Annotated in this window: 18 protein-coding genes and 1 tRNA gene; 4 read left to right on the plus strand and 15 right to left on the minus strand. The window is 70.1% G+C overall.

Going from position 1 to position 25,607, the window contains the following annotated elements; genetic code table 11:
• Positions 1–32: 32 nt before the first annotated feature.
• The 8 genes from DI005_RS21985 to DI005_RS22020 form a co-directional block, all read right to left on the minus strand.
• Complete coding sequence (locus tag DI005_RS21985) at positions 33–668, minus strand: hypothetical protein (RefSeq protein ID WP_112275363.1); 636 nt, start codon at positions 666–668, stop codon at positions 33–35.
• Complete coding sequence (locus tag DI005_RS21990; RefSeq protein ID WP_112275361.1) at positions 665–1,093, minus strand: thioesterase family protein; 429 nt, start codon at positions 1,091–1,093, stop codon at positions 665–667. Before DI005_RS21990 ends, DI005_RS21985 begins: the two co-directional genes overlap by 4 nt.
• Positions 1,093–6,066: an NAD-glutamate dehydrogenase gene (locus DI005_RS21995; protein WP_112275359.1), complete on the minus strand. Its 4,974-nt coding sequence runs from the start codon at positions 6,064–6,066 to the stop codon at positions 1,093–1,095. Before DI005_RS21995 ends, DI005_RS21990 begins: the two co-directional genes overlap by 1 nt.
• A 119-nt stretch (positions 6,067–6,185) precedes the next feature.
• Positions 6,186–8,387, minus strand: a complete 2,202-nt coding sequence (locus DI005_RS22000; protein WP_233520255.1) for a hypothetical protein — start codon at positions 8,385–8,387, stop codon at positions 6,186–6,188.
• A gap of 137 nt (positions 8,388–8,524) precedes the next feature.
• On the minus strand, positions 8,525–10,201 hold the full coding sequence (ettA, locus tag DI005_RS22005; RefSeq protein WP_112275786.1) for an energy-dependent translational throttle protein EttA: 1,677 nt from the start codon (positions 10,199–10,201) through the stop codon (positions 8,525–8,527).
• A gap of 122 nt (positions 10,202–10,323) precedes the next feature.
• Entirely contained in the window at positions 10,324–10,767 is a 444-nt protein-coding gene (locus DI005_RS22010) for a single-stranded DNA-binding protein (RefSeq protein ID WP_112275358.1), read from the minus strand.
• Between the two features lie 153 nt (positions 10,768–10,920).
• Positions 10,921–12,888: a cytochrome c oxidase assembly protein gene (locus DI005_RS22015; protein ID WP_112275356.1), complete on the minus strand. Its 1,968-nt coding sequence runs from the start codon at positions 12,886–12,888 to the stop codon at positions 10,921–10,923.
• Between the two features lie 88 nt (positions 12,889–12,976).
• Positions 12,977–14,146: an MFS transporter gene (locus DI005_RS22020; RefSeq protein WP_113643434.1), complete on the minus strand. Its 1,170-nt coding sequence runs from the start codon at positions 14,144–14,146 to the stop codon at positions 12,977–12,979.
• A gap of 110 nt (positions 14,147–14,256) precedes the next feature.
• Here DI005_RS22020 and DI005_RS22025 point away from each other — a divergent pair, with 110 nt between their 5' ends.
• The 3 genes from DI005_RS22025 to DI005_RS22035 all read left to right on the plus strand — a co-directional run bounded on the left by DI005_RS22025 (position 14,257) and on the right by DI005_RS22035 (position 16,312).
• Positions 14,257–15,333, plus strand: a complete 1,077-nt coding sequence (locus DI005_RS22025) for a LacI family DNA-binding transcriptional regulator (RefSeq protein ID WP_112275354.1) — start codon at positions 14,257–14,259, stop codon at positions 15,331–15,333.
• A gap of 183 nt (positions 15,334–15,516) precedes the next feature.
• Positions 15,517–15,921, plus strand: a complete 405-nt coding sequence (locus DI005_RS22030; RefSeq protein WP_113643365.1) for a peptidase inhibitor family I36 protein — start codon at positions 15,517–15,519, stop codon at positions 15,919–15,921.
• Positions 15,922–16,238: 317 nt separating this feature from the next.
• Positions 16,239–16,312 (plus strand) — tRNA-Arg (locus DI005_RS22035).
• Here DI005_RS22035 and DI005_RS22040 read toward each other — a convergent pair.
• Positions 16,281–18,071: a recombinase family protein gene (locus DI005_RS22040; protein ID WP_158559866.1), complete on the minus strand. Its 1,791-nt coding sequence runs from the start codon at positions 18,069–18,071 to the stop codon at positions 16,281–16,283. The two genes, DI005_RS22035 and DI005_RS22040, sit on opposite strands and share 32 nt — an antisense overlap.
• A 397-nt stretch (positions 18,072–18,468) precedes the next feature.
• On the opposite strand from DI005_RS22040, the gene DI005_RS38000 reads away from it, so the two are divergent.
• Positions 18,469–18,753 (plus strand): hypothetical protein, encoded by a 285-nt coding sequence (locus tag DI005_RS38000; RefSeq protein ID WP_147263896.1) that lies wholly within the window; start codon positions 18,469–18,471, stop codon positions 18,751–18,753.
• A gap of 300 nt (positions 18,754–19,053) precedes the next feature.
• Here DI005_RS38000 and DI005_RS22045 read toward each other — a convergent pair whose 3' ends face one another.
• The 6 genes from DI005_RS22045 to DI005_RS22070 form a co-directional block, all read right to left on the minus strand.
• Entirely contained in the window at positions 19,054–20,424 is a 1,371-nt protein-coding gene (locus DI005_RS22045; protein ID WP_113643367.1) for a site-specific DNA-methyltransferase, read from the minus strand.
• Positions 20,421–21,464: a site-specific DNA-methyltransferase gene (locus DI005_RS22050; RefSeq protein ID WP_113643368.1), complete on the minus strand. Its 1,044-nt coding sequence runs from the start codon at positions 21,462–21,464 to the stop codon at positions 20,421–20,423. Before DI005_RS22050 ends, DI005_RS22045 begins: the two co-directional genes overlap by 4 nt.
• Positions 21,461–22,711, minus strand: a complete 1,251-nt coding sequence (locus DI005_RS22055; RefSeq protein ID WP_199543094.1) for a site-specific DNA-methyltransferase — start codon at positions 22,709–22,711, stop codon at positions 21,461–21,463. Before DI005_RS22055 ends, DI005_RS22050 begins: the two co-directional genes overlap by 4 nt.
• Positions 22,708–23,460, minus strand: coding sequence for a recombinase family protein (locus tag DI005_RS22060; protein ID WP_113643369.1), 753 nt, complete (start codon positions 23,458–23,460; stop codon positions 22,708–22,710). Before DI005_RS22060 ends, DI005_RS22055 begins: the two co-directional genes overlap by 4 nt.
• Positions 23,461–23,575: 115 nt before the next feature.
• Positions 23,576–24,496, minus strand: coding sequence for a DNA methyltransferase (locus DI005_RS22065; RefSeq protein WP_113643370.1), 921 nt, complete (start codon positions 24,494–24,496; stop codon positions 23,576–23,578).
• Positions 24,489–25,247 (minus strand): hypothetical protein, encoded by a 759-nt coding sequence (locus tag DI005_RS22070; RefSeq protein WP_147263897.1) that lies wholly within the window; start codon positions 25,245–25,247, stop codon positions 24,489–24,491. Before DI005_RS22070 ends, DI005_RS22065 begins: the two co-directional genes overlap by 8 nt.
• Positions 25,248–25,607 lie beyond the last annotated feature (360 nt).

Consider the following 25,607-nt stretch of genomic DNA (forward strand, 5'->3'; position numbering starts at 1 on the left):
AGTGAAGGTGGCCTTCACTGCGGCTGGCGGTGCTAGAGCAGGAGTGGAAGGAGCGCGTGCCTGCGGCGCAGCACGGCGCCATAGCGGGCGTCGAGGCGCAGCCACGAGTCCGTCGCGGTCACCCGCACAACGTCGTCGCTCACCGACGAGTCCACGAAGCCCATGCCCGACATCGCGAACAGGCACCGCATCGGCACCTTGATCTCCAGGCTCCCACCCGACACCGTCAGCACGGTCTGGTCCATCAGCGACGCGGGCGGCGTTCCGTGCGGGCCCACGTTCTCCCGCGCGAGCGCCACACCCCGGTCGGCGAGGTCGGCGACGACGGCCGCGGGCAGCGTGTCCACCTGCTGCCACGACGTCGCCGCCGGCAGCTCCGAGCGCCACAGCAGGTCGCGCGGCGGGCCGGGATCCATCACCTCGCCCGGCGTCACGGTGAGCGCGGCGAGCAGCTCACTGCCCGACACCGTGACGTCGGCAGGGGCCACGTCACCCTCGACGGCCCGCGTGACGAGCACGTCGAACGGCGTCGCCGCCCACGCCTCCAGCACACCGGGCCTGCGCGTGCGGAGCCGGATGACGGCGTTGCCGTCGAGCCGGACCGCCCTGGCGATGAAGGCGCCGAGCGTCTCGCGGTCGGCGGCGTCGGGGATGCGCAGTTCGGTCACGACTCGGCTCCTGGGATGCGGGCGCCGAGGAAGTCCCGCTCCGCGCTGGTGAGCCTGCGCGGGCGGGCGGCGGCGAGGTCGTACGGCGCGAGCGTGGTGCTCGCCACCACGGCCACTTTGTCCTGTTCGGACGGTCCGTTGTAGACGCGGTAGGCCAGCGTGAACGAAGCCATCTTCAGCTCGCTCAACGTGATCTCCACCCGGACGTCGTGACCGTTCACCACCACGGGCGAACGGTAGTCGACCGCGAGCCGCACCACGACGATGCCACGGGCGAAATCGCCGAGCCCCTCGGCGGAGGCGTCGTCGAACAGCAGCGGCACCCGCGCCTCCTCGAGGAGGGTCACCATGTTCGCGTGGTTGACGTGCCCGAAGGCGTCCATGTCCGACCAGCGCGGCCGGACCAGTGTCACGTACTCGCCCATCAGCGCACCGTACTGCGGATCTGCCTCGCCGCGACCGAAATTGTGGCGAGGTCGAGCCTGCCGGAGCGCTCGATCTCCTCCAGCGTCACGCGCGCGCGGGCGAGACGGGAGGAGTTGGCCTGCTCCCACTTCGCGATCTTCTCCTGTGCGGTGTCCTCCGGATCGCTGTGCTGGAGCGCGTCAAGCGTGATCGCCCGCAGCGACGAGTACAGGTCGTCGCGCAGGGCGAGCCTGGCGAGCGCGTGCCAGCGGTTGCCGCGCTCCAGCGCGTTCACCGAGGTCAGCATGCGCTCGAGCCCCAGGTGGTCGGACATCGCGTAGTACAGTTCCGCGGTCTCCAGCGGGCTGCGCTCGGTGTCGAGCCCGACCTCGCGCTCGGCCAGCTCGGCGACCTCCGTGATGTCGAGCAGGCAGTAGCTGTAGAGCAGCAGCGAGATGCGGGTGGCCAGCTCACGGGGCACGCCCTCGCTCACGAACTCGTCGGCCTTGGCCCGCACGGCCTCGACCTCCTGCCCGCGGAGCAGCTCGTCGAGTTTCGGCACGAGCTGGCTGACCGTGGAGCCGAACCGGTTGATCTCGGCGCCGACGGCGAGCGGCTGCGGCCGGTTGGTGAGGAACCAGCGGGCCGCGCGGTCGAGCAGCCTGCGGGTCTCCAGCACCATGTGGTCGGCCACGTTCGCGGGCACGACGTTGTCGAGTGCGGCGATGCTGTCCCACAGCGTCGGCAGGCCGAAGACGCCGGTCACCACGGCGTAGGCGCGCACGGCGTCGGTCGCCGTGGCGTTGAGCTCCTCGGCGAGCCGGAACGCGTACGACACGCCCGCGCCGTCGACGACCTCGTTGACCAGCAGCGTCGTGGTGATCTGGCGGCGCAGCGGGTGGCGGCCGATCGCGCCGCCGAAGTGTTCGCGCAGCGGCGTCGGGAAGTACTCGGGCAGCCTGCGGGCGAACACCTCGACATCGGGCAGTTCGCTGGCGAGCAGCTCGTCCTTGAGGTCGAGCTTCACGTGCGCCAGCAACGTCGCGATCTCCGGCGAGGTCAGGCCGAGGCCGGCCTTCTCCAGCTTCGCGAACTCCGCGTCGGCGGGCAGCGCCTCCAGCTCGCGGTCCACCGCGCCCTTGGCCTCCAGCGCGCTGACGAGCCTGCGGTGCACCGACAGCATCGACTCAGCGTGTGCCCTGCTGACACCGAGCACCGCGTTCTGCTTGCGGTTGTCGGTGAGCACCATCTCGCCGACCTCGTCGGTCATCTCCAGCAGCAGCTCGTTGCGCCGCTCGCGGTCCAGCTCGCCCGAGCCGATCAGCTGGTCAAGCATGATCTTGATGTTGACCTCGTGGTCGGAGCAGTCCACGCCCGCCGAGTTGTCGAGCGCGTCGGTGTTGACCTTGCCGCCGTGGCGGGCGAACTCGATGCGGCCCCGCTGGGTCAGGCCGAGGTTGCCACCCTCGCCCACCACCTTCACGCGGAGCTGGCTGCCGTTGACGCGCACCGCGTCGTTGGCCTTGTCCCCCGCGTCGGCGTGGCGCTCGGTCTCGGCCTTCACGTACGTGCCGATGCCGCCGTTCCACAACAGGTCGACGGGCGCGAGCAGGATCGCGTTCACCAGCTCGGCCGGAGACATCTTCTGCACGCCCTCGGCCAGCCCCAGCGCCTCGCGAACCTGCGGCGTGATGGGGATGGTCTTGGCGCTGCGCGGGAAGACGCCGCCACCCTCGCTGATCAGCGAGCGGTCGTAGTCGTCCCACGACGAGCGCGGCAGCTCGAACAAGCGCTTGCGCTCGCGGAAGGACGCCGCCGCGTCCGGGTTCGGGTCGAGGAAGACGTGCAGGTGGTTGAACGCGGCGACGAGCCGGATGTGCTCGGAGAGCAGCATCCCGTTGCCGAACACGTCCCCGGCCATGTCACCGATGCCGACGACGGTGAACTCCTCGCTCTGCGTGTCCACGCCGAGCTCCCGGAAGTGCCGCTTGACGCTCTCCCAGGCACCCTTGGCCGTGATGCCCATCGCCTTGTGGTCGTAGCCCATCGAGCCGCCGGAGGCGAACGCGTCGCCGAGCCAGAAGCCGTAGCTCGTGGCCACCTCGTTGGCGAGGTCGGAGAACTTCGCCGTGCCCTTGTCCGCGGCCACGACGAGGTAGTTGTCGTCGCCGTCGTACCGGACGACGTCGGGGGCGGGCACCGTGCTGCCCTCGACGAGGTTGTCGGTGAGATCCAGCAGCCCGGAGATGAACATGCGGTAGCAGGCCACGCCCTCGGCCTGGTAGGCCTCCCGGTCCAGCCCGGGGTCGCCCGTGGGCGCGGGCGGGCGCTTGACGACGAACCCGCCCTTCGCGCCGACCGGCACGATCACGGCGTTCTTCACCGCCTGCGCCTTGACCAGGCCCAAAATCTCCGTGCGGAAGTCCTCCCGCCGGTCCGACCAGCGCAGGCCACCACGCGCGACCGACCCGAACCGAAGGTGCACACCCTCGACCCTCGGCGAATACACGAAGATCTCGAACGCGGGCCTCGGCTCCGGCAGGTCCGGCACCTGCTGCGGGTCGAGCTTGAACGCCAGGTAGGGCCGCACCGCGCCGTCCGCGTCGGTGACCCAGTAGTTCGTGCGCAGGGTCGCCACGATCACCGCCGCCAGCCTGCGCAGGATCCGGTCCTCGTCGAGGCTCGTCACCTGATCGATCCGCGCGTTGATGTCGTCGAGCTGCGCCTGTACGTGGTCGGCCCGCTCGCCGTTCGAGTGCTCCAGCGCGAAGCGCGTCTCGAACAGCCGCACCAGCTCCGTGGCGATGCCGGTGTGCGCGAGCACCGTGTTCTCGATGTACTCCTGGGAGTACGGGCTGCCGGCCTGGCGCAGGTAGCGGGCGTAGGCACGCAGCACCGACGCCTGCCGCCACGTCAGCCCGGCCCGCAGCACCAGCGCGTTGAAGCCGTCGACCTCGCAGTCGCCACGCCACGCGGCGGCGAAGGCGTCCTGGAAGCGCACCTGCAGGTCCTGCTCGGCGGCCTCGCCGATCGACTCCAGCACCCTCGGCTCGATGCGCAGGCCGAAGTCGTAGATCCACGAGCGCATGCCGTCCTCGCGCGCCAGCTCGTACGGACGCTCGTCGACCACCTCGACGCCCATGCGCTGCAGCAGCGGCAGCACCTGCGACAGCGTCACGCCCTCGCCGAGCAGGTACAGCTTGAAGCGCCGCTCCCCCGCCGCGGCGCCGTCGGGCAGGTAGAACGAAAGGCGCACGTCGCCGGGGCCGTCCAGCGACTCCAGTGTCCGCAGGTCAGCCAGCGCGACCTCGGCGGTGAAGTCCTCTTTGTACGCCTCAGGGAACACGGCGGCGAAGCGCTGGCCCTGCTCGGTCGCCGACTCCTCACCTGCGAACGTGACCGCCTTGCCGTTGCCCGCCCGTTCGCGCCGCTCGGCCAGTATCGCCTCGACCATCAGGTCGTCCCAGCTGCGGACCGCCTCGTTGAGCCGCTCCTGGATGCGCAGCGTGTCCGGATCCACGACGCTGGCCGGATCGGTGTGGACGATGAAGTGCACCTGAGCCAGCAGGGTCTCGCCGAGCCGCGTGCCGTACTCGAGCGAGGTGCCCTCCAGCTCCTCCAGCAGCACCTCCTGCATCGCGAGCCGCGAACGCGTCGTGTAGCGGTCCCGCGGCAGGAACACCAGGCACGAGTAGAAGCGGCCGTAGGGATCGCGGCGCAGGAACAGCCGCAGCCTGCGCCGGTCGGCGAGCGTGATCGCCCCGGTCGCGGTGGCGTAGAGCGAGTCGACGTCGGCCGAGAACAGGTCCGCGCGCGGCCAGTTCTGCAGCACCTCCAGCATCCGCTGGCCCGAGTAGGACTCCATCGGGAAGCCCGCGCGGTGGATGACCTCGCGCACCCTGCCCTCGATCACGGGGATGTCGAGCACGTCCTCGTGCAGTGCCGACGTGGTGAACATGCCGAGGAAGCGGTGCTCACCGCTGACGTTGCCGCGCTCGTCGAAGGTCTTGACGCCGATGTAGTACGGGTACACGGGACGGTGCACAGTGGACGGTGCGCTCGCCTGCGTCAGCACGAGCAGCGTCGGCGCGAGCGCCTGCGTGACCGAGTCAGGACCCGCCGTGAGGCTGCGGGCGGCGAGGCTGTCCTGGCGCAGCACCCCGAGGCCGGAGGCCAGCGCGGCCCGCAGCGCGGGCTCCTGGGTGTCCGGGTCCTCGACGAGCTCGTAGTGCCGGTAGCCGAGGAACGTGAAGTGCCCGGCGGCGAGCCAGCGCAGGAGCTCGGCCCCGTCGTGGACCTCGTCCGCGGACAGCGGCGGCGGGTTCGTGTCGAGGTCGTCGGCGATTCCACACGCGGCCTCGATCATCTTCTGCGTGTCCTCGACGACCTCGCGCACGTCTCCCAGCACGGCGGTGAGCCGGTTGTCGAGCTCGCGGGCCCGGTTCGGATCGCCGATCGGATCGATCTCGAGGTACATCCAGGACTCCGCGGCGGCGCCCTCCGGCGGCTCCGCGGCGTCGGCCTGCGGGAACACGTCGCGCAGCTCGCCGGTCAGGTCCCTGTCGACCACGACGATCGGGTGCACGATGCGCTGCACCTGCACACCCCCGCGGGACAGCTCGGCGGCGACCGAGTCCACGAGGTACGGCATGTCGTCGGTGACGAGCTGGACGACGGTGGCCTCCCGCGTCCAGCCGTCCTGTGCGGCGGTGGGATTCAGCAGCCGCACCGCGGGGCGGCCCGGCACGCGCTGCTGGGCCAGCTCCAGGTGCGAGCGAACGGCACCGACGAGGTCGACGGGATCGTCGCCGATGATCTCCTCGGCCGGCGTGAGCCGGTAGTACAGGCGGATCAGCTCGGCGATGTCCGGCGCCTGCCGCGCGGCTGTGTCGACCAGCTCGTCGCGGATCTGTTCCGGGCTTTTCGTCCTCCGCCCGTTGAGGAGGTCCTCGGGCCCGCCGACGGGCCGGGTCGAGACACCGGTCGAGCTCATGTCAGGCAACGCAACTCTCCACTCCTGGCCTTGACACCACGATGTGCCGATCCAGGTTTTACCTTACTGTGACTGAGCAAATCGGCTGTGGCGGCTCGGTGCGGCGCCCGGTTCCGGCGTCAGAAGTCGTGGTGGGGCCCGCCGTTGACCCGGCGCGACCCGTCCCGCACGTCGTCGTCCGTTCCGAGCTGCTTGACCAGGGCGGCCGCGCTCGACGTGCCCGCCCGGTGCTCGGCGAGCGCCCGCGCGAGCAGCTCCGCGAGCCCGGCGTCGGGCGGCGGCTCGTCGAGCGGGAGACCGGAGCCGAGGGAACTCGGCTCCGCCGCGATGGACGAGCCGGTGTCAGAACCGAAATCGGGCCCCAGCTCGTCGAGGGGCGCCAGCGACGGCGGCAGCCTCAACCGGGGCAGCCAGCCGTAGCCGTCCGACGGCGCCGAGCCGGTCTCGGCGGCGTCCTCGCTGGACGGCTTCTCCACCGGTGGGGGCTTCTCCGCAGGCGGTTCGGGCCTGCTCGCCGCCGGTGACTCCACCGTGGACCGCACCGGCCGCTGTTCACGCTCGTCGGAGTGCGCGGCGCGGCGCCTGCCGCCGCCCGCGCCCGGCGAGATGCCGAGCCGGTCGAGCACCGAGCGCGCGGCGACCGAACCGTGCTCGGAATCGTGCCGTGTGCTGCGCCCGGACGCCTGGTGTTCCCGTGGCCTGCTCACCGGCTCCGGTTCGGGCCGCGCGACGGCCTCCTGCCACTCCGGCTTGGGCGCTGGTTCTGGGGTGGGCTCGGGGGCGGTCGCCTGCGCCTCCTCGGCGACGGCGGGTTCGGGTGCGAGGGTCTCGACCGTGTTCACATCGCCGGTCGGTGTGGTCTCCTCCCGTTCCAGCTCCGGGGCGAGGCGCAGCATCGGCAACACGACCTTCGGCCGCGTGGAGCGAGCCGGAGTGGAGGCCGGTTCGGCCGAGTGCTTACTCGCCACCGCGGAACCGGCCGCGCCCGGGTTGAACGGTTCGGGCTCGGCTGCGGCCCACGCGCCAGTTGCTCCGGCGGATGCCGGCGAGGGGGTCTCGGTGACGGACGAGGCGGGCGGCGTCGCCGATGCCGACGCCGCGCCCTCCGCACTCGCTGGCGCGGTCGCCTGATCGGCCGCAGCCGTGGCCGTAGTCATCGGGCCGGCCGCCGTCGCGGCGGATGCGGACGTCGCCGCTGGCTCGGGAGCCGCTTCCGGCTCCGGCCTGCGCGTGACGGCGGGTGGGGTGACCTCGGCGGCCGTGGCCACCACGTCGGCGAGATCGACGGGCGCCTGTTCCCCCGAGCCGAACTCCCCGGTCAACGACGCACGCGCCTGGCTGCGCGCACGCGCGTGCAAGTGCTCGGAGGAGCGGGCGTTGTGCAGGCAGGCGATGGCCTCCGACGGCTCGCCGATCCGCTCCTCGATGTTCGCGAGCTCCAGCCAGAGCCGCGACGCCAGCGCGTGCAGCTCGTGCCTGCCGACGCTGTGCAGCGCGTCGCGCAGCATCCGGCCCGCCGCGTCGGCGGAGCCGTTGCTCGCCAGCACGCGCGTGGCGAGCGCCAGCCGGAGCCAGCCGGTGGGAGCGACGCTCGCCGCCCGTTCCGGCTCGGCCAGCAGCGGCTGAGCCGCCTCCAGCGCCAGCTCGCCCTCACCTCGGTCGAGCAGCGCGCAGACCAGCTCCAACGTCAACCGCACACGCGCGAGCCCGCCGTCGGTGCCCTTGTCCTCCAGGTGATCGAGGAAACCGAGCCCGGTACGCGCCGCGTCGGCCGCGCCGACCACGTCGCCATGGCGGCGCCGGTGCGCCGACACGGCGACCCGGATCAGCGCCCGCGCGAGCAGTTTGTCGTCGGCGCCCAGGCCGGTGTCGCCCGTGACGAGCCGGTCGCCCTCCATGAGCACCCGGTCGAGCTCGGCCTTGCGGCCCAGCGTGCCGAGGCAGCCGACGAGGTGGCACAGGGCCGCCGCCCGCTGCGTAGCCGACAGGCCGCTCACGGTGAGCACGGGCCGCAACGCGGCCAGCCCCGTCAACGGTGCCCCCACGCTGCGCGAGCACACGGCGAGGTCCGTGCGCAGCTGCGCGGCCACCACCGGCAGCCCCGCGTCCTCCGCGGCCCGCAGCGCTGCCACCGCTCTGCCCACGGTGGACGCGCGGTGCCCCAGCTGCACGCGAGCGTGCACGACGACGCTCTCGGCACGCACCCACAGCTCGTTGAAACCGGCGGCCTCGGCGAGCGAGGCGGCCCGCTCGCCGAGGACGAGCGCCAGCTCGGGTGCGCGCAGCTCGAGCGCCGTCGCCTGCTCGACGAGCCGCTCCACGGGCCCGTTCGCCCCATCCGCACCACTGCGAACAACGGGAGAACGGCCGTTCGTCACGGTTCGGCCTGCGTGCGTGATGGCTACCACGGGGACTCCGCTCTGTGAGGGCTATTCACATTCCAGCAGAAGTGCCTCGGTCAGTCGCGGGTGAGCTTCCGGTGTGTCACCCGGTGGGGCCGGGCGGCTTCCGCGCCCATGCGCTCGACCTTGTTCTTCTCGTAGCCCTCGAAGTTCCCCTCGAACCAGAACCACTTGGCCGGATTGGTGTCGTCGCCCTCCCACGCGAGGATGTGGGTCGCCACGCGGTCCAGGAACCACCGGTCGTGGGAGATGACCACCGCACAGCCGGGGAACTGCTCCAGCGCGTTCTCCAGCGAGCCCAGCGTCTCGACGTCCAGGTCGTTGGTCGGCTCGTCGAGCAGGATCAGGTTCCCACCCTGCTTCAACGTCATAGCGAGGTTGAGCCTGTTGCGTTCACCACCGGAGAGCACCCCGGCCGGCTTCTGCTGGTCCGGCCCCTTGAAGCCGAACGCGCTGACGTAGGCCCGCGACGGCATCTCCGTCTGGCCGACGTGGATGTAGTCCAGCCCGTCGGAGACGACCTGCCACACCGTCTTGTCCGGATCGATGCCGGCCCGCTGCTGGTCCACATAGGACAGCTTGACGGTCTCGCCGATCTTCACGCTGCCCGCGTCAGGCTCCTCCAGGCCGACGATCGTCTTGAACAGCGTGGTCTTACCGACACCGTTCGGTCCGATCACGCCCACGATGCCGTTGCGCGGCAACGTGAACGACAGGTCGTCGATCAGCAGCCGGTCGTCGAAGCCCTTCTTCAGACCCTGGACCTCGACCACCACGCTGCCGAGCCGGGGACCCGGCGGGATCTGGATCTCCTCGAAGTCCAGCTTCCGGGTCTTCTCGGCCTCGGCGGCCATCTGCTCGTACCGCTCGAGACGGGACCGCGACTTGGTCTGCCTGGCCTTCGCGTTGGACCGCACCCACTCCAGCTCGGTCTGCAGGCGCTTCGCGAGCTTCGCGTCCTTTTTGCCCTGCACCTCCAGCCGTTCGCGCTTCTTCTCCAGGTAGGTCGAGTAGTTGCCCTCGTAACCGACGACACGGCCCCGGTCGAGCTCCATGATCCACTGGGCGACGTTGTCCAGGAAGTACCTGTCGTGCGTGACCGCCAGCACGGCGCCCGGGTAGGTCGCCAGGAACTGCTCCAGCCAGAGCACGCTCTCCGCGTCCAGGTGGTTGGTGGGCTCGTCGAGCAGCAACAGATCGGGCTTCGACAGCAGCAGCTTGCACAGCGCGACCCGGCGGCGCTCACCACCGGAAAGGTGGGTCACCGGCTCGTCGCCGGGCGGGCAGCGCAGGGCGTCCATCGCCTGTTCCAGCTGCGAGTCGAGCTCCCAGGCGTCGGCGTGGTCGAGTTCCTCCTGCAGCTTGCCCATCTCCTCCATGAGGGCGTCGCTGTAGTCGGTGGCCATCTGCTCGGCGATCTCGTTGAAGCGGTCGAGCTTCACCTTGATCTCGCCGAGGCCCTCCTCGACGTTGCCCCTGACCGTCTTCTCCTCGTTGAGCGGCGGCTCCTGGAGGAGGATGCCGACGCTCGCGCCGGGCTGGAGGAAGGCCTCACCGTTGCTCGGTTGGTCGAGCCCCGCCATGATCCTCAGCACGGTGGACTTGCCAGCACCGTTCGGACCCACCACGCCGATCTTCGCGCCGGGGTAGAACGCGGTGCTGACGTCGTCGAGGATGACCTTGTCCCCGACGGTCTTGCGCACCTTCTTCATGGTGTAGATGAACTCGGCCATGCTGCGATCGTAGAGCGAGCCCGTCGGCTCCCTGACGCCGGTCACCGTCCCGGCACCGACCGTAGAGCGTTTTCTCGCAGGGTGATGCCCCCTCTACCCAGCGCAGTGCCACCCTGAGTAGCTCACGCCGCCGGTATTCGTTCTCGTTCGCGGTCCACCGCCTCCTCGCTCAGCGCCGCCGGTGCGGGTGGGTCACCGTTGCGTCCAAGGCGTCGCACGGTCGCGGTACACCACGACAGGTTGGGTCCGATCGCCAGCGCCTCGAGCTCGGGAATGGAGCGCTGCTGTCCTCCGCTCTCGAACTCGGCCGCGTACAGCCGCCCGCTGACGATCACCGGATCGCCCTTCGACAGTGACGCGCCGACCGTGCCGGCCATGCGCCGCCAGCACGTGACCCGCACGGCCATCCCCCGGCCGTCCCGCCACTGCCCGGACTCCTTGTCGTAACGCCGTTCGTTGCTTCGCAGCCAGAAGCTGAGCACCTCGTCGCCGTTCGCGAGCTTGCGCCGGGACAGCTCGCTGCACACGTTGCCGACGATCGTCAGCAGGGTCTCGCCGATGGCCATTGCCCTCACCTTCGCCGTGGTCGTTCTTCCGGCTTCCAGGCTGCCCCCGCGAACGGACCGAGAACGGACACGAACTGAATCTGTGGACAACTTCGCGCGAGTCGAACAACTCGCGGCGGAGCGCGAGAAATCGTCAGTGCCCTCTGCTACGGGCTACTTCCTCGGCTCGCCCTGCTCGGCAAGCTGCTTGAGCATGGCGTTGTACGAGGCCAGGTCCTGCTCCCCCGTCGCCTCCTCGCGGCGGTCACGGCGGCGCGCCTCCCGCTCGTCGGCCCTCGCCCACTGGATGAGCAGCGCCACCATCACCAGCAGCACGGGCAGTTCCCCGGACGCCCACGCGATGCCGCCGCCGAGCCGCTGGTCGGTCAGCAGGTTGCTCACCCACGGCAGATCAAGCGACCGGTAGAAGTCCTCGCCGATCACGGTCTGCATGTTCATCAGCGTCACACCGAAGAAGGCGTGGAACGGCATCGACGCGAAGACCATCCCGAGCCGGCCCAGCGGTGGCAGCCTGCGCGGCGCCGGGTCCACACCGATCACCGGCCAGTAGAAGACGTAACCGGCCAGCAGGAAGTGGGCGTTCATCGCCAGGTGCGCCCAGTGGTGGTTCAGCGCGGCGTCGAACAACCCGGAGTAGTACAGCCCGTAGAAGGAGCCGACGAACAGCAGCAACGCGACGATCGGGTGGGTCAGCACGCGCGCCACCGGCGAGTGCACGAAGGCCAGCAGCCACTCGCGCGGCCCCGGGGGCGCGCTACGGCCCGCGGTGGGCAGTGCCCGCAGCGCCAGGGTGACCGGGCCACCGAGGACGAACAGCACCGGAATCGCCATCGACAGCAGCATGTGGTTGACCATGTGCATGCTGAACATCGCCGGCGCGTACCGGCCGATGCCCGATGAGGTGGCGATCAGCAGCAGTACGCACCCTGCCACCCAGGCCACCGTGCGCCCGACCGGCCACGCGTCGCCACGCTTGCGCAGCCGGCGCGCACCGGCGAGGTAGAGCACGGCCAGCACGATCGCCGCCGTGCCGTAGATGAGGTCGAAGCGCCAGTCCGTGAGCAGTCGCCACGCGGTCGGCTCTCCGTTCAGGACGTAGCCGAGGAGCAACTCGACTGTCGAGGGCTGGGCGAGGATCTCCTGGGGCGGAGGGGTCCGGGACAGCGCGGTCGCGAGGCCGATCGTGACGGCCATGACGAGCACCTCGACCGCGGCGAGCCGCACGAGCTGTCCACCGCCCGCGCCGTCGTTGAGGTCACGCACGCTGCGCTGTCGCTGCTGGTGACCGAACACACCGAGCACGAGCAGGGCCACGATCTTGCCGAGCACCAGCAGGCCGTAGTCGGTGGTCAGCAGCTGACCGGGGCTCACGCGCACGAGCGCGTTGATGACGCCGGACGCGGCCATGACGACCCAGCTGACCAGTGCGATCTTGGAGAATCGCGACGCCGCGAGCGACAGGTGCGCACCCCGCCGCCTGGCGTGCGCGAGCAGCGCGATGAGCCCGCCGACCCACAACGCCGCGCCGACGAGGTGGTAGAGCAGGCTGTTGGTCGCCAGGTCGTGCGAGCCGCCGCTGGCCGAGTGACCGGTCACCGCGACAGGGAGCAGGCCCCCGACCGACAGGAAGAACAGCGCCGTGGTCCAGCCCCACGACAGCACGAGCCGGCAGCCGAGCGCGAGCAGCAGGGCGATGAGCGCCGTCCAGAGCCACGCCTTCGGCTGCTCGATGGCATCGATGAAGTTGAGCAGGACCTCCGGCCGGAGCACCTCCGTGAACGGGCGTCCGGCGCCGTCGGCCGCGCTGAAGAGCACCGAAGCGATCGCGAAGACGAACCACACCCACGCCGCGATCCCGGCCGTGCGCACAGCTGCGTAGCCGTCCGCGGCGAGCGTTCCCGACTTCTGCGGTGGCACGAGGAATGCCGCGAGCAGCAGCGAGCCGATGCAGATGGCCGCCGCGGCGTCGGCTCCGACCCGCACCACGGTGATGCCGTAGCGCGTGACGATGCCGGGATCGGTAAGGCCGGCGACCACGGCGCCGGCGCCTCCGGTGAGCGCGACGAGCCCCACGGCGACGATGACCGCGAGCAGCGCTCCGATCGCGAGCAGTGGAGCCATGCCTGCCCGGCGTCGGGTGGGGGCGTCCTGGGCAGGGTCGGCTTCGGTGGACACGCTACGAGGGTAGGACGACGTGGGTGGACACGATTCAGCGGACCGCGTGCGATGAGGCGCGGCTCGCACGCTCCTTCGCGACGAACCGGGTGGCGGCGACGGCGGCCGGTGCGATCACGGCCGCGACCAGGCCGACGACGACGAACGACGCCGACAGCGACGTCAGCTGCGCGATGCCCCCGATCACCGGCGGGCCGGCGAGAAAGCCCGTGTAGGCGATCGCGGTGACGAACGCCACCTCACGCTCGCCGCCACTGTCGTCGGACCGCTTGCCGGCTTCGCCCGCGAGGCCCAGCGCGATGGGGAAACACGCCGCGAGCCCCGCCCCGGCCAGCAGGAAGCCGACGTAGCTGACGGCGGGCATCCCGGCGACGGCGGCGGCGACGAGGCCCGTGCCCGCACACGCGGCACCGGAGACGAGCACCTTCGCCGAACCGAATCGCGCCTGTGTCCAGGATCCAGCGAGCCGCGCGAAGGCCATCGCGAGGGAGAAGCCGGCGTAGGCGAGCGCGGCCGCACCCTCGCTCGCGCCCTGTTCGTTCACCAACAGCAGAGCGGACCAGTCGGAGCTGGCGCCCTCCGCGATAGCCGAGCACAGCGCGATCGCCGCGAGCAGCCACAGCGCGGGCCGCCGGACGAGCGGGGTCGCCGCGGCCGGCGAGCCGCTCGCTTGCTCGGTCCTGGGCGCGACACCTGGTAGGACCCGCACGACGGCGGCGAGCATGACCGCGCCCACCAGCACCGCCACGACGAGATGCCGCAACGGCGACCAGCCTGCGCTCGCGGCCAGCGCCGCGCCGCCGGAACCTGCGAGCGCGCCGAAGCTGAATCCGGCGTGGAACAACGGCATGATCGGCTTGCCTTCCGCGCGTTCCACCGCGACGCCCGCGATGTTCATGGACACGTCCAGCACGCCCGAGGACGCGCCGAGACCGAACAGGGCGAGTGCGAGCCACAGCACGGACTGCGCGGAACCGACCAGCGGAAGGACGAGGCACACGGCGATCGCCGAAGCCACGATGACCGCCCGAGCGCCGACGCGCTCGACGATGCGGCCCGACACGCTCGCCGCGATGAGCATGCCGACGCTGGCCGCGAGGAGCGCGAGCCCGAACGGACCCGGGCCGATCCCGATCTGGTCGCTCAATGCGGGTGTTCGCGGGGCCCATGAACCGAGCGTCGCACCGTTGAAGGCGAAGACCATGATCACCGCGAACCGCCGCACGCCGCCGGCTCCTTCCTCGAGAATCCTTGCCTCAGAATGTCTTAAGCGCTTCAGAGAGCGCAAGGGGGACTACCGATTAGACTGCGCGGGTGGCCAGCACGCGGCGAAGGCAACCGACACTCGACGACGTCGCGGACGAGGTGGGTGTCTCCCGCACGACGGTCTCGAACGCCTTCAACCGCCCCGACCAGCTCTCGGCTGCGTTGCGCGAGGAGGTCCTGCGGACGGCGAAGCGGCTCGGCTACGCGGGACCCGACCCGGTGGCGCGCAGCCTCGCGACCCGTCGCGTCGGCGCCATCGCCTTCATGCTCGACACGGGCGTGTCGGCGGCCTTCTCCGACCCGGCGCTGTCGATCACACTCGACGCACTCGCCGCCGAGGTCGACCGCGAGGGGCACGCGCTGCTCCTGCTGCCCGGCGGGGACCACGGCGGCCCGCCCGCGGACCGGGTGCTGAACGCCCAGGCCGACCTGGCCGTGGCGTACTCGCTGGCGGACGGCGCCCCGGCACTGCGCGCCGTGCGAGACCGGGGTCTGCCGCTCGTGGTGATCGACCAGCCGTACGTGTCCGGCGCGGCGAGGGTCAGCACGGACGACCGCGGTGGCGCCATCGCCGCGGCGCGGCATCTGCTCGACCTGGGGCACCGGCGATTCGGCATCCTCTCCGCTCAGTGCCTCTCGGAACCCCGTGGCGGGCCGATGACCGCGGAAGAGGCGGCGAAGAGCATGTTCCGGGACAACCGGGAGCGGCTGGCGGGATATGTGGACACCCTCGCGACGGCCGGTGTCACCGGCGTGCCCGTGTGGGAAACGTCGGGGACCTCGCGTGAACAGGCGAGACAAGCGGCCGGCGAGCTGCTCGACGGCGACCCGCGGCCGACCGCACTCTTGTGCATGTCGGACGAGCTGGCCCTGGGCGCGCTGGCCGCGGCGCGGCAGCGCGGGCTGAGGGTGCCGGGTGAGCTGTCGGTGGTGGGATTCGACGACACCCCGCCGGCCGCGTGGGCCGAGCCCGCGCTGACGACCGTGCGGCAGGACCTGCAGCGCAAGGGCAGGCTCGCCGGTGAGCTCGCGTTGCGGCTGCTCGCGGGGCGTAAGGCACCTCCCCCGGTCACCCTGCCGGTGGAGCTGGTCGTGCGCGACTCCACCGGACCCCGCCCCGCGTAGCAGCACCGGCACCTTCCCACAAGGGCTTTCCGGAAAGTGTGGACAACTCCTACTCCGACGGGCGGGAAAGGGGCAGTTGTCCACAGAACCGAAATTGCCCGCTGACATTCCCTCCGGCCTTCGGCATCGTGGAGCTCAGCACATTCCACGGCGATTTCGCCCGAACACAGGGGGATTCACGAAATGTCTCGACGCTTTTCCGTACTGAGCAGGCGCGTCCCGAAGGCCCTTCTGCTGGCCACGCTGGGAATGCTGTGCGCGGCCGGTGTCGCGCAGGCCGACGTCGGCGGGCAGCAGCCGTCCCCACCCGGATTCGCTTGTGAGCCGGGAGAGTTCTGTGCCTGGACGGGCGAGTTCTACGGCGGCCAGATCACCCGGTTCGACCTGCGCGGCACCAACCCGGAGGAGTGCGTGCCGCTGCCGGAGGGCGTCGACGCCCGCTCGTTCGCCAACCGGCTCGAGCGTCAGGTCACCGTCTATCAGGATCGGCACTGCGCGACCGAAGGGGATTTCAGTACCTATCCAGGGCCGGGCACGTTCGTCCCGCAGGCGCCTTATGTCGTGAGGGCGATTCAGATCTGGAACTGAACCCGGACAGCGGCCGCCGAAAAACGCGGCCGCCCGAGCTGGGCACCCACACCGGCACGCCAGGGGAACGCGTGGACGGGGTGTCCCAGGGGGCCGTGTCCCCGAGCGCGGCCCGCCGCGGGTGCGCTGTCGATCCACGGGCAGCGCACCCGTGGCCACCTGGCAGACCAGCGGCTGAACACGTGATCGTCCAACAACGGCGAGCTCGCTCACCAGGCCGGGTGACGGGTGAAACGATTCGCCGGTGTCCGGCGATCAAGTAATCAGTGGTGACTAAGCTGGCGGCTGAGTGACATGGCCTTCGGTTGTCACCATGGGCCCTCGTAGCTCAGCTGGATAGAGCAAGAGCCTTCTAATCTCTAGGTCGCAGGTTCGAGTCCTGCCGGGGGCGCTCCAAGGATGGGAACGGGTGTGGCGGTGTGAGACATACCATACTCCTCGTTCACTTGGTGGTGTTTTCGCTGCTCAGAGCGATCCGGTCGCTCGAAAGGCAGCACGATCGCTTCGTGAGCGGCTAGACGCGTTGCCGGTAGGAGCTGGGCAGTCAGCGTCACGGTGCACCTGAGCTGATTAGTGCTCTTGTCGTAGTGCAGCTCTAGCCGTAGCGCCTCGAACAGCCGCCGAGCAACGCCCTCGGGCAGCTCCTCGATCTGGATCTCACCCACGGGCAGTACGTCGAGGAGATCCGGGTTCGGCGCCTGCTCGTGCTCATCCTCAGCTTCGGCGAGGTCAGCTTCGAGCGTGGCCTTACGTTTGCGCAGCTCAGCCCGCTGCTGGTTGATGTCGCGCATCAGGTCTTCGGTTGGCTCGTCGATCAGCGCGAAGCTGCGCACGACATTCTTGATCATGCGCTCTGTGTCTCTGATCTCACTACGGATGGCGACGAGGCGTTGTTCGCGCTCCCGTTGGGCGGAAGCGCGAAGGTCGCGTGCGCTATCTGCGAGTAGGTCGCGGCGGTAGGTACCGAAGACGTGAGTGGAGAGGAAGACGTTGAGCTGGTCGACGATGACGCGCTCTCGCACCCAGAAACTCACGGGGTGGTTGTCAGGACCGTAGCCCTTCTTCGGCGCGCAGACGTAGTAAGCGCGACCGCGACGCGTCTTGCCGTACATGCGCCGATTGCATGAACCGCAGAACAAGTAGGTGCGCAAAAGGTAGGAGCGTTTGGTCTGAGGATGTTCCTGGTTGGTGTTGTCGGTGCTGCGGGAACCAAAACGGTGTCCGCTGACATCCTGGGACTTAAGCCAGTCCTCGAGAGCGACAAGTGGCTCGTGCACCGGATCCTCCGACCAGATCCACTCAGTGATGGGGTTGGTCCGGTTGTGACCGGTCTTGCGCGCCTTCCGGTTCCAGACCATATGCCCGGTGTACTTCGGGTTGGCGAGCAGGTCACGCACGTTCGAGTAGGTCCAGCGGCCAACCGCGCGGGTTGGGTCGATGGGCACGGGAGGCGGGTAGCTGCCCACATCCCGATTCAGGCGGTCAGCGATAGCTTGATAGCCAAGTCGTTCACTGATACGCCAGTGAAAGATCGTGCGGACAGCCGGTGCCTGGGCGGGTTCGGGTTCGAGAAAGGTCTTCTTGATCCCCTTGGCTCGTTTGGCGGGGACCGGGTGCGGGACGTGGCGGGCGCGATAGCCGTAGCAGGGCTTGCCGACGTTATATCCGGCTTCCGTGTGGATGGCGAAGCCGTCCCAAGACTTCTCCAACATGTCGACGACGTAGAACTCGGAAATACTCTGTTTGACCCGGCGAGTCAGCAACTGTGTGGCCGTCTTGGGCTTACGACCAGCTTCCGTAGTCAGTTGGAAGGGCTCGTCGGCTGCCAGCAGGCGAACTCCCGCACGCTCTAGGCGATGCTCGATGGTAGTACCGTAGTACATGTGCCGGGCGGCACGCTCGATGGATTCGCAGATGACGTAGTCGAATCGCCGATCGGGACGTTCGACCTCGGCGAGCAAGTCTTGGATGCCGCCGTCCCGAGTGATCGGGATGTCGAACTGTTCGTGCGCGTTCCCACCCCCGCGCGTGTCGAGGTCCATACGCCCTGATTCGACGTCATAGAAGTGTGTAACGATCAGCCCGTTCTCTGGGAGGGCGCGCTGGGACGAGCCCAGCTGACGTGGCAAGGACAGTGTGGGGTCCTGCATGTCGCGAGTAGACACACGTCCCAGCCATGCGAACCGCAACAGACGTGACTGTGCGGCGGCGTTGATCGACTCGCCACCCGCTGCCGCTTTGCTGTAGGGGCTCCGTGCGCGTCCTACGCTGCGTTGTCCAGCCCACGCGCGGACTTGTTCCGGGCCTGCCATTGTGTCACCTCCCACAACACTCGTGCTTGTTCTGCGGCCAGTCGCTGAGCCTCGTTTCCTTCCACGGTCCGGATTTCGGCGACCAGTTCCGGTGGTTCGTCAGGAGTCAGACGTCCGGTGGCGTCGTCGCGGCGCTCGTGTTCCCCTGCCAACGCTCACACCCCCTTGTCCGCTCATGTACAGGTTTCCGATCGTGAAATAGCCGGGGCCCAGGACGCGGCGGCCGAGGAGCGCGGTGAGTGCACGCGCCTGCGGCAGCATGTCCAAGACCGGGTCCCAGGGCTCGGGTCGCGTATGCGATCGGGACGCAGTGCTGCGCGGCGAGGCGCTCGCGATCCAGAATCTCGAACGGATCGCGCGACAGCCGCTCCGCATTCTCACAGACGATCAGATCGTCGCCCGGTTCTGGGCTGGACAGAGACGCGGCCAGCTCGCGCCACCCGCCGTCGCCGTAAAAGCAGTGGGTTATCACCACGCTACGACGAAACACCCGCTCGCAAAGCTGGTACTGCTGGCGTAGGAGGCGCAGGGCGATCGTGTCGGTCCTGTTCTTGCGTCCGTAGAACGCCGCCCTGATCGGCTCGGACGCGGCGCTGATCCGGTCCGTGGCCGTGGTCGCTGCTGGGGCGGACATGGGAATCGTGCCTCCTGGTCTCCTCGTTCCGCGCCACGTGTAAGCGCCTGTCGTTCAGCGCAAAACCAGCTGGTCAGAGTGTCCTGCTGGGTGGTGCGGGCCTGGGATCGTAGCGTCGATCGGCGAGAAACGGAGGCCCCGAACGAGTGGGCCCCGCCTGTCGTCCGCGTCACGCCAGCGCGGGTGTCACGCGGCGTGTGGAACCGGTTCCGGGGCCTGGTGGGTGCCGCGGGCTCGTGCTTGCTGGCGGGGGTCGTGGACGCGCCAGGTGGCGAGTCGGCAGTAGTCGCGGCTGGCATCCAGCGAGATGGCGCGCCGGCTGTGCACGGCGGCGGCCAAGGCGGTGGTTCCGGTGCCACCAAAGGGATCGAGCACTACACCGGGAACGCTGGCAGCGCTCGGGTCGGCGCAGTCGCAGGCGTCGGCGAACTCGGTGGCCCGCGATAGCAGGAACTCGCGGGCGTAGCCGCCCAGCGCGGCCCGCGCCTCGGCGACGAGCTGCCCACCGGGATGCTCGTGCACGGCCGTACGGCCCTGGGTGTCGAGGGCGCGAGGCGTGTCGTTGAGTCCCGCGGCTCGCAGCGCGGCCATATGGGCCTCGGTCAGGCCGTGCTCGCGCACCAGTTCCAGCGCCCGCCGCGTCTGTGGCCGGGAGATGTCCAGGCCGAAGGCGACCGGGACCCGGCGGCGGCCCTGCCCGCAGGCGGCGCACACGCTCTGCGGCGACCACCCGAGGACGAGTCGCCGAGGCCACTCCACAGGAAACGACGCGAAGTGCGCGATACCAAGGTGCGGAGGCACCCGCAGTGGTTGAGGTGCGATCTCCCATACGGATCCGGGCAGACGGCCGTGCGGGTGCAACATCTGCCGTCGTTTCAGGGTCTGCTGTTCTGCACCCGGGTAGTACCGGCCATCGCGTGCCGCGCGGCCAGGATCGGATCGGTGTGGCGCCACACGAGCGAGACTCGACGCGGAGTGCGGGAGCCTGATGGTGTCGATGGCGCTGTAGTAGCGCGGGTTGAGCGTGAAGTGGAACCAGGTTTCGTGGCTGCGGCGGACCCGGTCGCGCACGGACTCAGGCAGTCCGTGTGGTTTGGACCAGATGATCTCGGCGCGCAAGATCAACCCGAGTTCGTCGACGCAGCGCAGGGCGTAGCGCCAGGGCAGGCCGATCAGCGACTTCGCCGGAACGCTGCGGCTGTGTGGGTCGCCGCCGTCCGGGACCTGCCCGGCGCCGCGGGTTCCGTTCAGGGAGCGGCCTTTGCCGTTGTTGTAGCTGGAGTACTTGTCACCGAGGTTGATGAAGATTGACCCGGACGGTTTGAGGACGCGGATCATCTCGCGGGTACAGGCGATCAGGTTCTCGAGATAGGCGCCCGGGGTGTCTTCGGCACCGAGCTGTCCGCGGTAGGCGGCGTCGCCATCGCGGTAGGTCCGCAGCCCGAAGTAGGGCGGGCTGGTGATCACCAGATCGACACTGGCGTCCGGGACTGGAAGGTCACGGGCGTCGCCGTGAACGATCTCCGGTTCGACGAAGGCGATGTCGTCGTCGGTCATCGCGGCCCCCCTGCGTCCGGGTCGGCTGCGGTGATGCGCCGGAGTGCGAGGTCGTGGTAGGCGGCGTTGGTGTCGATGCCGGTGAAACGCCGGCCGAGCGCGCGAGCGGCGACGCCGGTGGTCCCGCCGCCGCTGAACGGGTCGAGGACGTGGCCCCCGGGCGGGCATCCGGCCGCGATGCACCGGCGCGGAATCTCCACTGGAGACGGTGCGGGATGCCCGGCGCGGGTGCGGTCGGGCGGGATGGTCCACACGTTGCCGGGGTTGCGACCACGCTGCCCGTCGGCGGGTGTGCGGGGCCAGATTCCACGTGCCGTGTTCGGCTTGGTGCCGCCGTAGTGGGCGCGGCGGGACAGGGCACGGTCGCCGGTGTAGGGCTGCCGGATCGCATCGAGGTCGAAGTAGTAGTCCGGCTGCGTGACAAACAGGAAGAGCATCTCGTGCCGGGTCGCGAGCCGATCGGAGATCGGGGTGGGCGTGGCGTGGGGCTTGTGCCAGACGATCGCCGACCGCAAGATCCACCCGTCGTCCTGCAGGGCGAAGGCCAGCCGCCATGGCATGCCGAGCAGATTCTTGTACGGCACGTCTGCTCGTGGCCGGTAGTGCGGCTGCCCTGCTTGCCCTGGGGTCGTGCACCAGTAGCCGTCCGAGTTGGTGGAGTAGCTGTCACCCAGGTTGACCCACACCGTGGCCCGCGGGGTGAGCACCCGCCGGGCCACAGAGAACGTCGCGCGCAGAGTCTCGATGTAGTCGTCCGCGGTCGGTTCCAGCCCGATCTGGGGGTGCTCACGCCGGGCCCCGCAGCCTCGGCACCGCCACCGCCCGGCACCCCGGTCGCCGAGGCCAGCGGGCCGGTGGTGGCAGCCGGGCCGACCGTCGGTCCAGGTGTCGGGGGCATAGTCACGCAGCCGCCAGTAGGGCGGGCTGGTGACCAGACAGTCCACCGAATCCTCGGCCAGGTTTCGGATTCCGGCTTCCGCGTCGGCGGTCACCAGCGTGACGGCGTCGTCCTTACGGGAGCGTGCAGCGAAGGTGGTCACGCGGCCCTCCCGATGTCCTGCTCGGACAAGCCGAGGCGGCGCAGGCCGATGTCGTGAAACTCCGGGTTGAGGTCGATGCCGAGGTAGGAGCGGCCGAGCTGGCGCGCGGCCAGGCCGGTGGTGGCGGCGCCGCTGAACGGGTCGAGCACCACACCGCCGTCGGGGCATCCGGCGGCGATACAGCGCAGCGGGATGTCGACGGGGAACGCGGCGAAGTGTGCCTCCCGCAACGGGCGGGTGGTGATCGACCAGACGTCCCCGGGATTCTTGCCCCGAGCATGCGCGGCGGTGTGCCGAGCCCCGGTCGGGCGCATCGCGTCCCCGTGGGCTTTCCCGGCGAACGGATCGGCATCCCGGTATTTGCCGTACACGCTGTGCCCGCGGCGGCGCGCGGTCGCATCGATCCCGCCGTGACGGCCCTTGTTCGCACCGCCGATCACGATGCCCTCCCCGACCGCCTCCGGGCGGGTGAGTGGTTCGCGGATCGGGTCGAGGTCGAAGAAATACCGTTGCTGTTTGGTCAGCAGGAACAGCATCTCGTACCGGTTCGAGACCCGATCGCGCACAGATTCGGGCATGGCGTTGGGTTTGTGCCACACGATCGCGTTGCGCAGAATCCAGCCGTCGGCCTGCAACGCGAACGCGACCCGCCACGGCATGCCAACCAGGTTCTTCCGCGGCAGTGACCGCGTACGCGCCACCCCGGCCTGGCGCACCGATTCCCGCAGCGGCGCCGCCGCGCCACGGCCGGATAAGGTGCTCGCCCGCATCGCGTCTCCGGTGCGGCCGGGCGGTTCGGCGGAGTACGAATCGCCCAGGTTCAGCCACACCGTGCCGGTGTCGGACAGGACACGGTGCAATTGCGCGAAGACCGCCCGCAGCCGGTCGACGTAGTCCTGCGGGGTCGCCTCCAGACCGTGCTGGTTGTCCTTGCGGCGGGCGCCGCACCGGCGGCAGCGCTGCGGCACGCCACCGCGATGCGCCGCGGACGCGGGATAGGAAAGACCGGGGTGTTTGGACTGGGGAATGTTGCCGCCGCGTCCGATCGCGGCCAGGTGCGCGCAACCGGGATCGCCGCCGACCCAGGTTCCGGTCCCGTAGTCGCGCAGCCCCCAGTACGGCGGGCTGGTGACCACGCAGTCCACCGACTTCTCCGCCAGGCCGGCGAGGGTGGTGGTGGCGTCGCCGGTGTAGAGCGTGACCGTCTCGTCGCGGTAGTGGACGGTGCTCATCGGATGCTGGGTCACGCCGCCTCCCGACCCTGGTCGGTGAGTCCGGTGGTGTCGGTGTCCGGGGTCGATGAGACCCAGCGGGCTCGGCGGTTGTGGACCGTCCAGAACAGGGCGGGTTCGACCAGCGCCCGGTGGCTGCGCTGCCGTGACCACGTCCAGTTTTCCGGCGGCTGATCCTCTCCGCGCAGCGTGCGATCACGCACGACGTAGCCGAGGTAGACGGGGTTGGCCAGGATGGTGCGCACTACCGCGCGGCTCCACGCGCGTGCCCGGCCGGACACGGGATCGACCGGGCGGGGATGCTGCTGTTCGGTCAGGCGCCGGGTGATGGCGCGGTCGCTGAGGTTCTCGTACCGAGACCAGGCGAAGATCAGCGGCACGACCGGCGCGCGCAGCGCGTCGACGACCAGCCGGTGCCGCCACCCCGCACGAGCGGACTCCGGCTCCACCCAGTGATGTTCCAGGGCGTAGCCGTACGGTGCGGGCCCCAGCCACCAGCCGTCGCGGGTGCGCTGCCACAGCGTCAACCGCGACCGCCGGGCAAGCTCCACCTGATATAGGTAGACGCCCAGATCGGCAGACTCGCGCCGGTCATCGTCGTCGAACGGAGCCAGCGGGTATCCGGTGAGGGCTTCGCGCAGCCGCCGCCATCCGGTGGGTGACTCAGGCCTGCGCGTGCTATAGCTGACGAACGGATAGAACAGAGGATTGATCCGGGGTGAGACCCGGCGCGGGCGGCGACCCGGTTGCGGGGTGAGGTCCATGAGATTCGCTCCTTCGGCAAGGTGGGTTTGAGGTCGCGAGCCGCGCGAGATGTCGGCTCAACGTCGCTGCGCCACGGGCAAGGCGCCGACGGCTGCTCGGTGAAATGGCGCGCACTCAGGCGGCGGCCGAATCGGGCCGTGTCCCGCGCCCGGGGCGGTGTGGGCGCGGCGGTGCGTGCAGCGCCGGGAGGGGCTGGTTCAGGGCCGGATCGGCGGCGTCGGGATCGGCCCGGAGCACCAGCGCGGTGTGGTGCGCGGGCAGCGCGACCGGATGCCCGAGAGCCCGTTCGGCTCGGGTGGCGGCGCGGCGCTGCGCCAGCGACGCGCGGGTGTAGGTGCGGCCTCGTCGCACCGTGGCGGTCAGCGCCACACACCGCGCGACCGGTGCCAGCCCGGCCGCGGTGGCGACCGCCGCGATCCGGCTGGGAACGTCGAGCAGGTCGTGGCGCACGGGGTGGCGCTGCGGGGCACTGGTGATGACCACGTGCCCGCCCGGACGCAGCAGCGGCCGGTATTGCGCAAGCAGCCCGTGCAACCTCTCCAGCGCACCATCGAGGTCGCCAACCGGACCGGGGCGCAGGGTGGTCAGGAGGAGATCGATCCGCCCGGTCAGCCCGGCCGTGGCCGCGGCGACGGCCGTTCCGGGGCGTCGGTCGAGGATGAGGACCATGCCGTCGACGAACACGCCGCGCGCCTTCGTGGCGGTCACGTTGGCGCGCGCCAAGCGCCACCACCGGCGCTGTCCGGTCAACCCGATCGCGTGCCGTCCGGCCCGCAGCGCTTCGACGATCGTGGTGCCCGCGCCGCAGTCGGGATCGAGCACGACATCACCGGGCCGGGTCAGCGCCGCGATGGCGTAGCGGGCGATCGCCGGGGCCATCAGGGCGGGGTCGGCGCCGGTGGCGTCGTGGTAGCCGCCCTCGGTCAGCTGGGCCGTCAGGCTGTCGGTCCCGGTCGGCCACACCGACGACACAACGGGACCTTCGGACCGCTCCCCCGCCGGGCGGGGGAGCTGCGTGCCGGTGCGCTTAGACATCCGAGGTCTCCTTCGCGTCGAGGGCACCGTCGTCCGTCGCGTCCGGCGACATCCGCCCGAGCAGAACGAGGTCGTGGTGCACCGCGCGCAGCGGCGGCGCTATGGCGTCGACCACGCGCGGCGAGAAGTCCGGCGCAGACACTGCGGTGCCCATCCGGTCGGCGGTTGTGAGGCAGTCCGGCGTGTCCGGGACGGGCGCGGTGAGCACGGCGATGTGATCGAGACACCGCAACCCCCGACTACCCAGTGTGTTCAGCACAGTCGCGTTCGGATCGCGCAGCCAGCCGTCGCGACTATCACTGTGTGTGACTGTTGCGAGGAGGCCGCGCGGGGTGAGTAGGGCGTCCCAGTCGGTGCGTGCGAGCCAGTCGGTGGCGTGCGGATCAAGCGCGGTGATGATCAGGTCGAAGCCACCGCGCGGTCCGTCTCCGTCTCGATGCCGAGGGCGCGCGGAGTCGGGGTGCGGTTCGGGCACCGGGTGCAGCCCGAGCCGACCGAGTCGGGGTCGCGACCCCGACTCGGCTCCGGCAGGGCGGGAGGAGTCGGTGTGCTCGGCCGGGTCGTTGGAGGCGGGTGCCGTTGTCGCGGTGTCAGCGCCACGACCGAGCCGGGCTACGGTCCAGACTGCCTCGGCGAGACCGGCGTACGCCTCGGCGCTGCGGGCGTTGCCGGCCGCGTGCTGAGGAGCGCGCGGGGATGGCGGCGGGGTGAGGAGAAGGACGCGGTCGCCGGGGCGTGTGTAGGTCGTCACGAGGGTGACGATCGTGCGTCCGAGCCAGCCGGGAAGCAGGGCGGTACCGGGCAACATCTCCGCGTCGGCGAACGACCAGAACGTCGCCGGACGTGGACCCCGGGCAGCTGCTGTAGCAGGTGCGGTCCGTGGCGCGCGGTGCCGGCCACGGCGGAGGCTCGCCGTGTCGCGATGTGGCAAGCGGCGGTGACGGCGTCCGGGCTCGGGATGCGGTGTTGAAGTCATCGGTGGCCTTCCTCGCGGTGTGATCGGCGTGGTCTGCCAAGTCACCCCAAGAAGCCGGTTTTGAGGCCGTTTTTCGACACCGCTCGCCCAAGTTTTTTGCGAACTCTCGAAGCCCACCGCCCCACGCATCTAGAC

Source organism: Prauserella sp. PE36, assembly GCF_003311655.1.
Classification (GTDB): Bacteria; Actinomycetota; Actinomycetes; order Mycobacteriales; family Pseudonocardiaceae; genus Prauserella_A; species Prauserella_A endophytica.

Excerpts from the sequence above, each read along its gene's own strand:
- DI005_RS22010 (WP_112275358.1), bottom strand. The coding sequence starts at position 10,767 with ATGGCCATCGGCGAGACCCTGCTGACGATCGTCGGCAACGTGTGCAGC.
- DI005_RS22045 (WP_113643367.1), bottom strand. The coding sequence starts at position 20,424 with ATGACCGACGACGACATCGCCTTCGTCGAACCGGAGATCGTTCACGGC.
- DI005_RS22065 (WP_113643370.1), bottom strand. The coding sequence starts at position 24,496 with ATGTCTAAGCGCACCGGCACGCAGCTCCCCCGCCCGGCGGGGGAGCGG.
- DI005_RS22030 (WP_113643365.1), top strand. The coding sequence starts at position 15,517 with ATGTCTCGACGCTTTTCCGTACTGAGCAGGCGCGTCCCGAAGGCCCTT.
- DI005_RS22040 (WP_158559866.1), bottom strand. The coding sequence starts at position 18,071 with ATGCAGGACCCCACACTGTCCTTGCCACGTCAGCTGGGCTCGTCCCAG.
- DI005_RS22060 (WP_113643369.1), bottom strand. The coding sequence starts at position 23,460 with ATGGACCTCACCCCGCAACCGGGTCGCCGCCCGCGCCGGGTCTCACCC.
- DI005_RS21990 (WP_112275361.1), bottom strand. The coding sequence starts at position 1,093 with ATGGGCGAGTACGTGACACTGGTCCGGCCGCGCTGGTCGGACATGGAC.
- ettA (WP_112275786.1), bottom strand. The coding sequence starts at position 10,201 with ATGGCCGAGTTCATCTACACCATGAAGAAGGTGCGCAAGACCGTCGGG.
- DI005_RS22020 (WP_113643434.1), bottom strand. The coding sequence starts at position 14,146 with ATGGTCTTCGCCTTCAACGGTGCGACGCTCGGTTCATGGGCCCCGCGA.
- DI005_RS21995 (WP_112275359.1), bottom strand. The coding sequence starts at position 6,066 with ATGAGCTCGACCGGTGTCTCGACCCGGCCCGTCGGCGGGCCCGAGGAC.
- DI005_RS22015 (WP_112275356.1), bottom strand. The coding sequence starts at position 12,888 with ATGGCTCCACTGCTCGCGATCGGAGCGCTGCTCGCGGTCATCGTCGCC.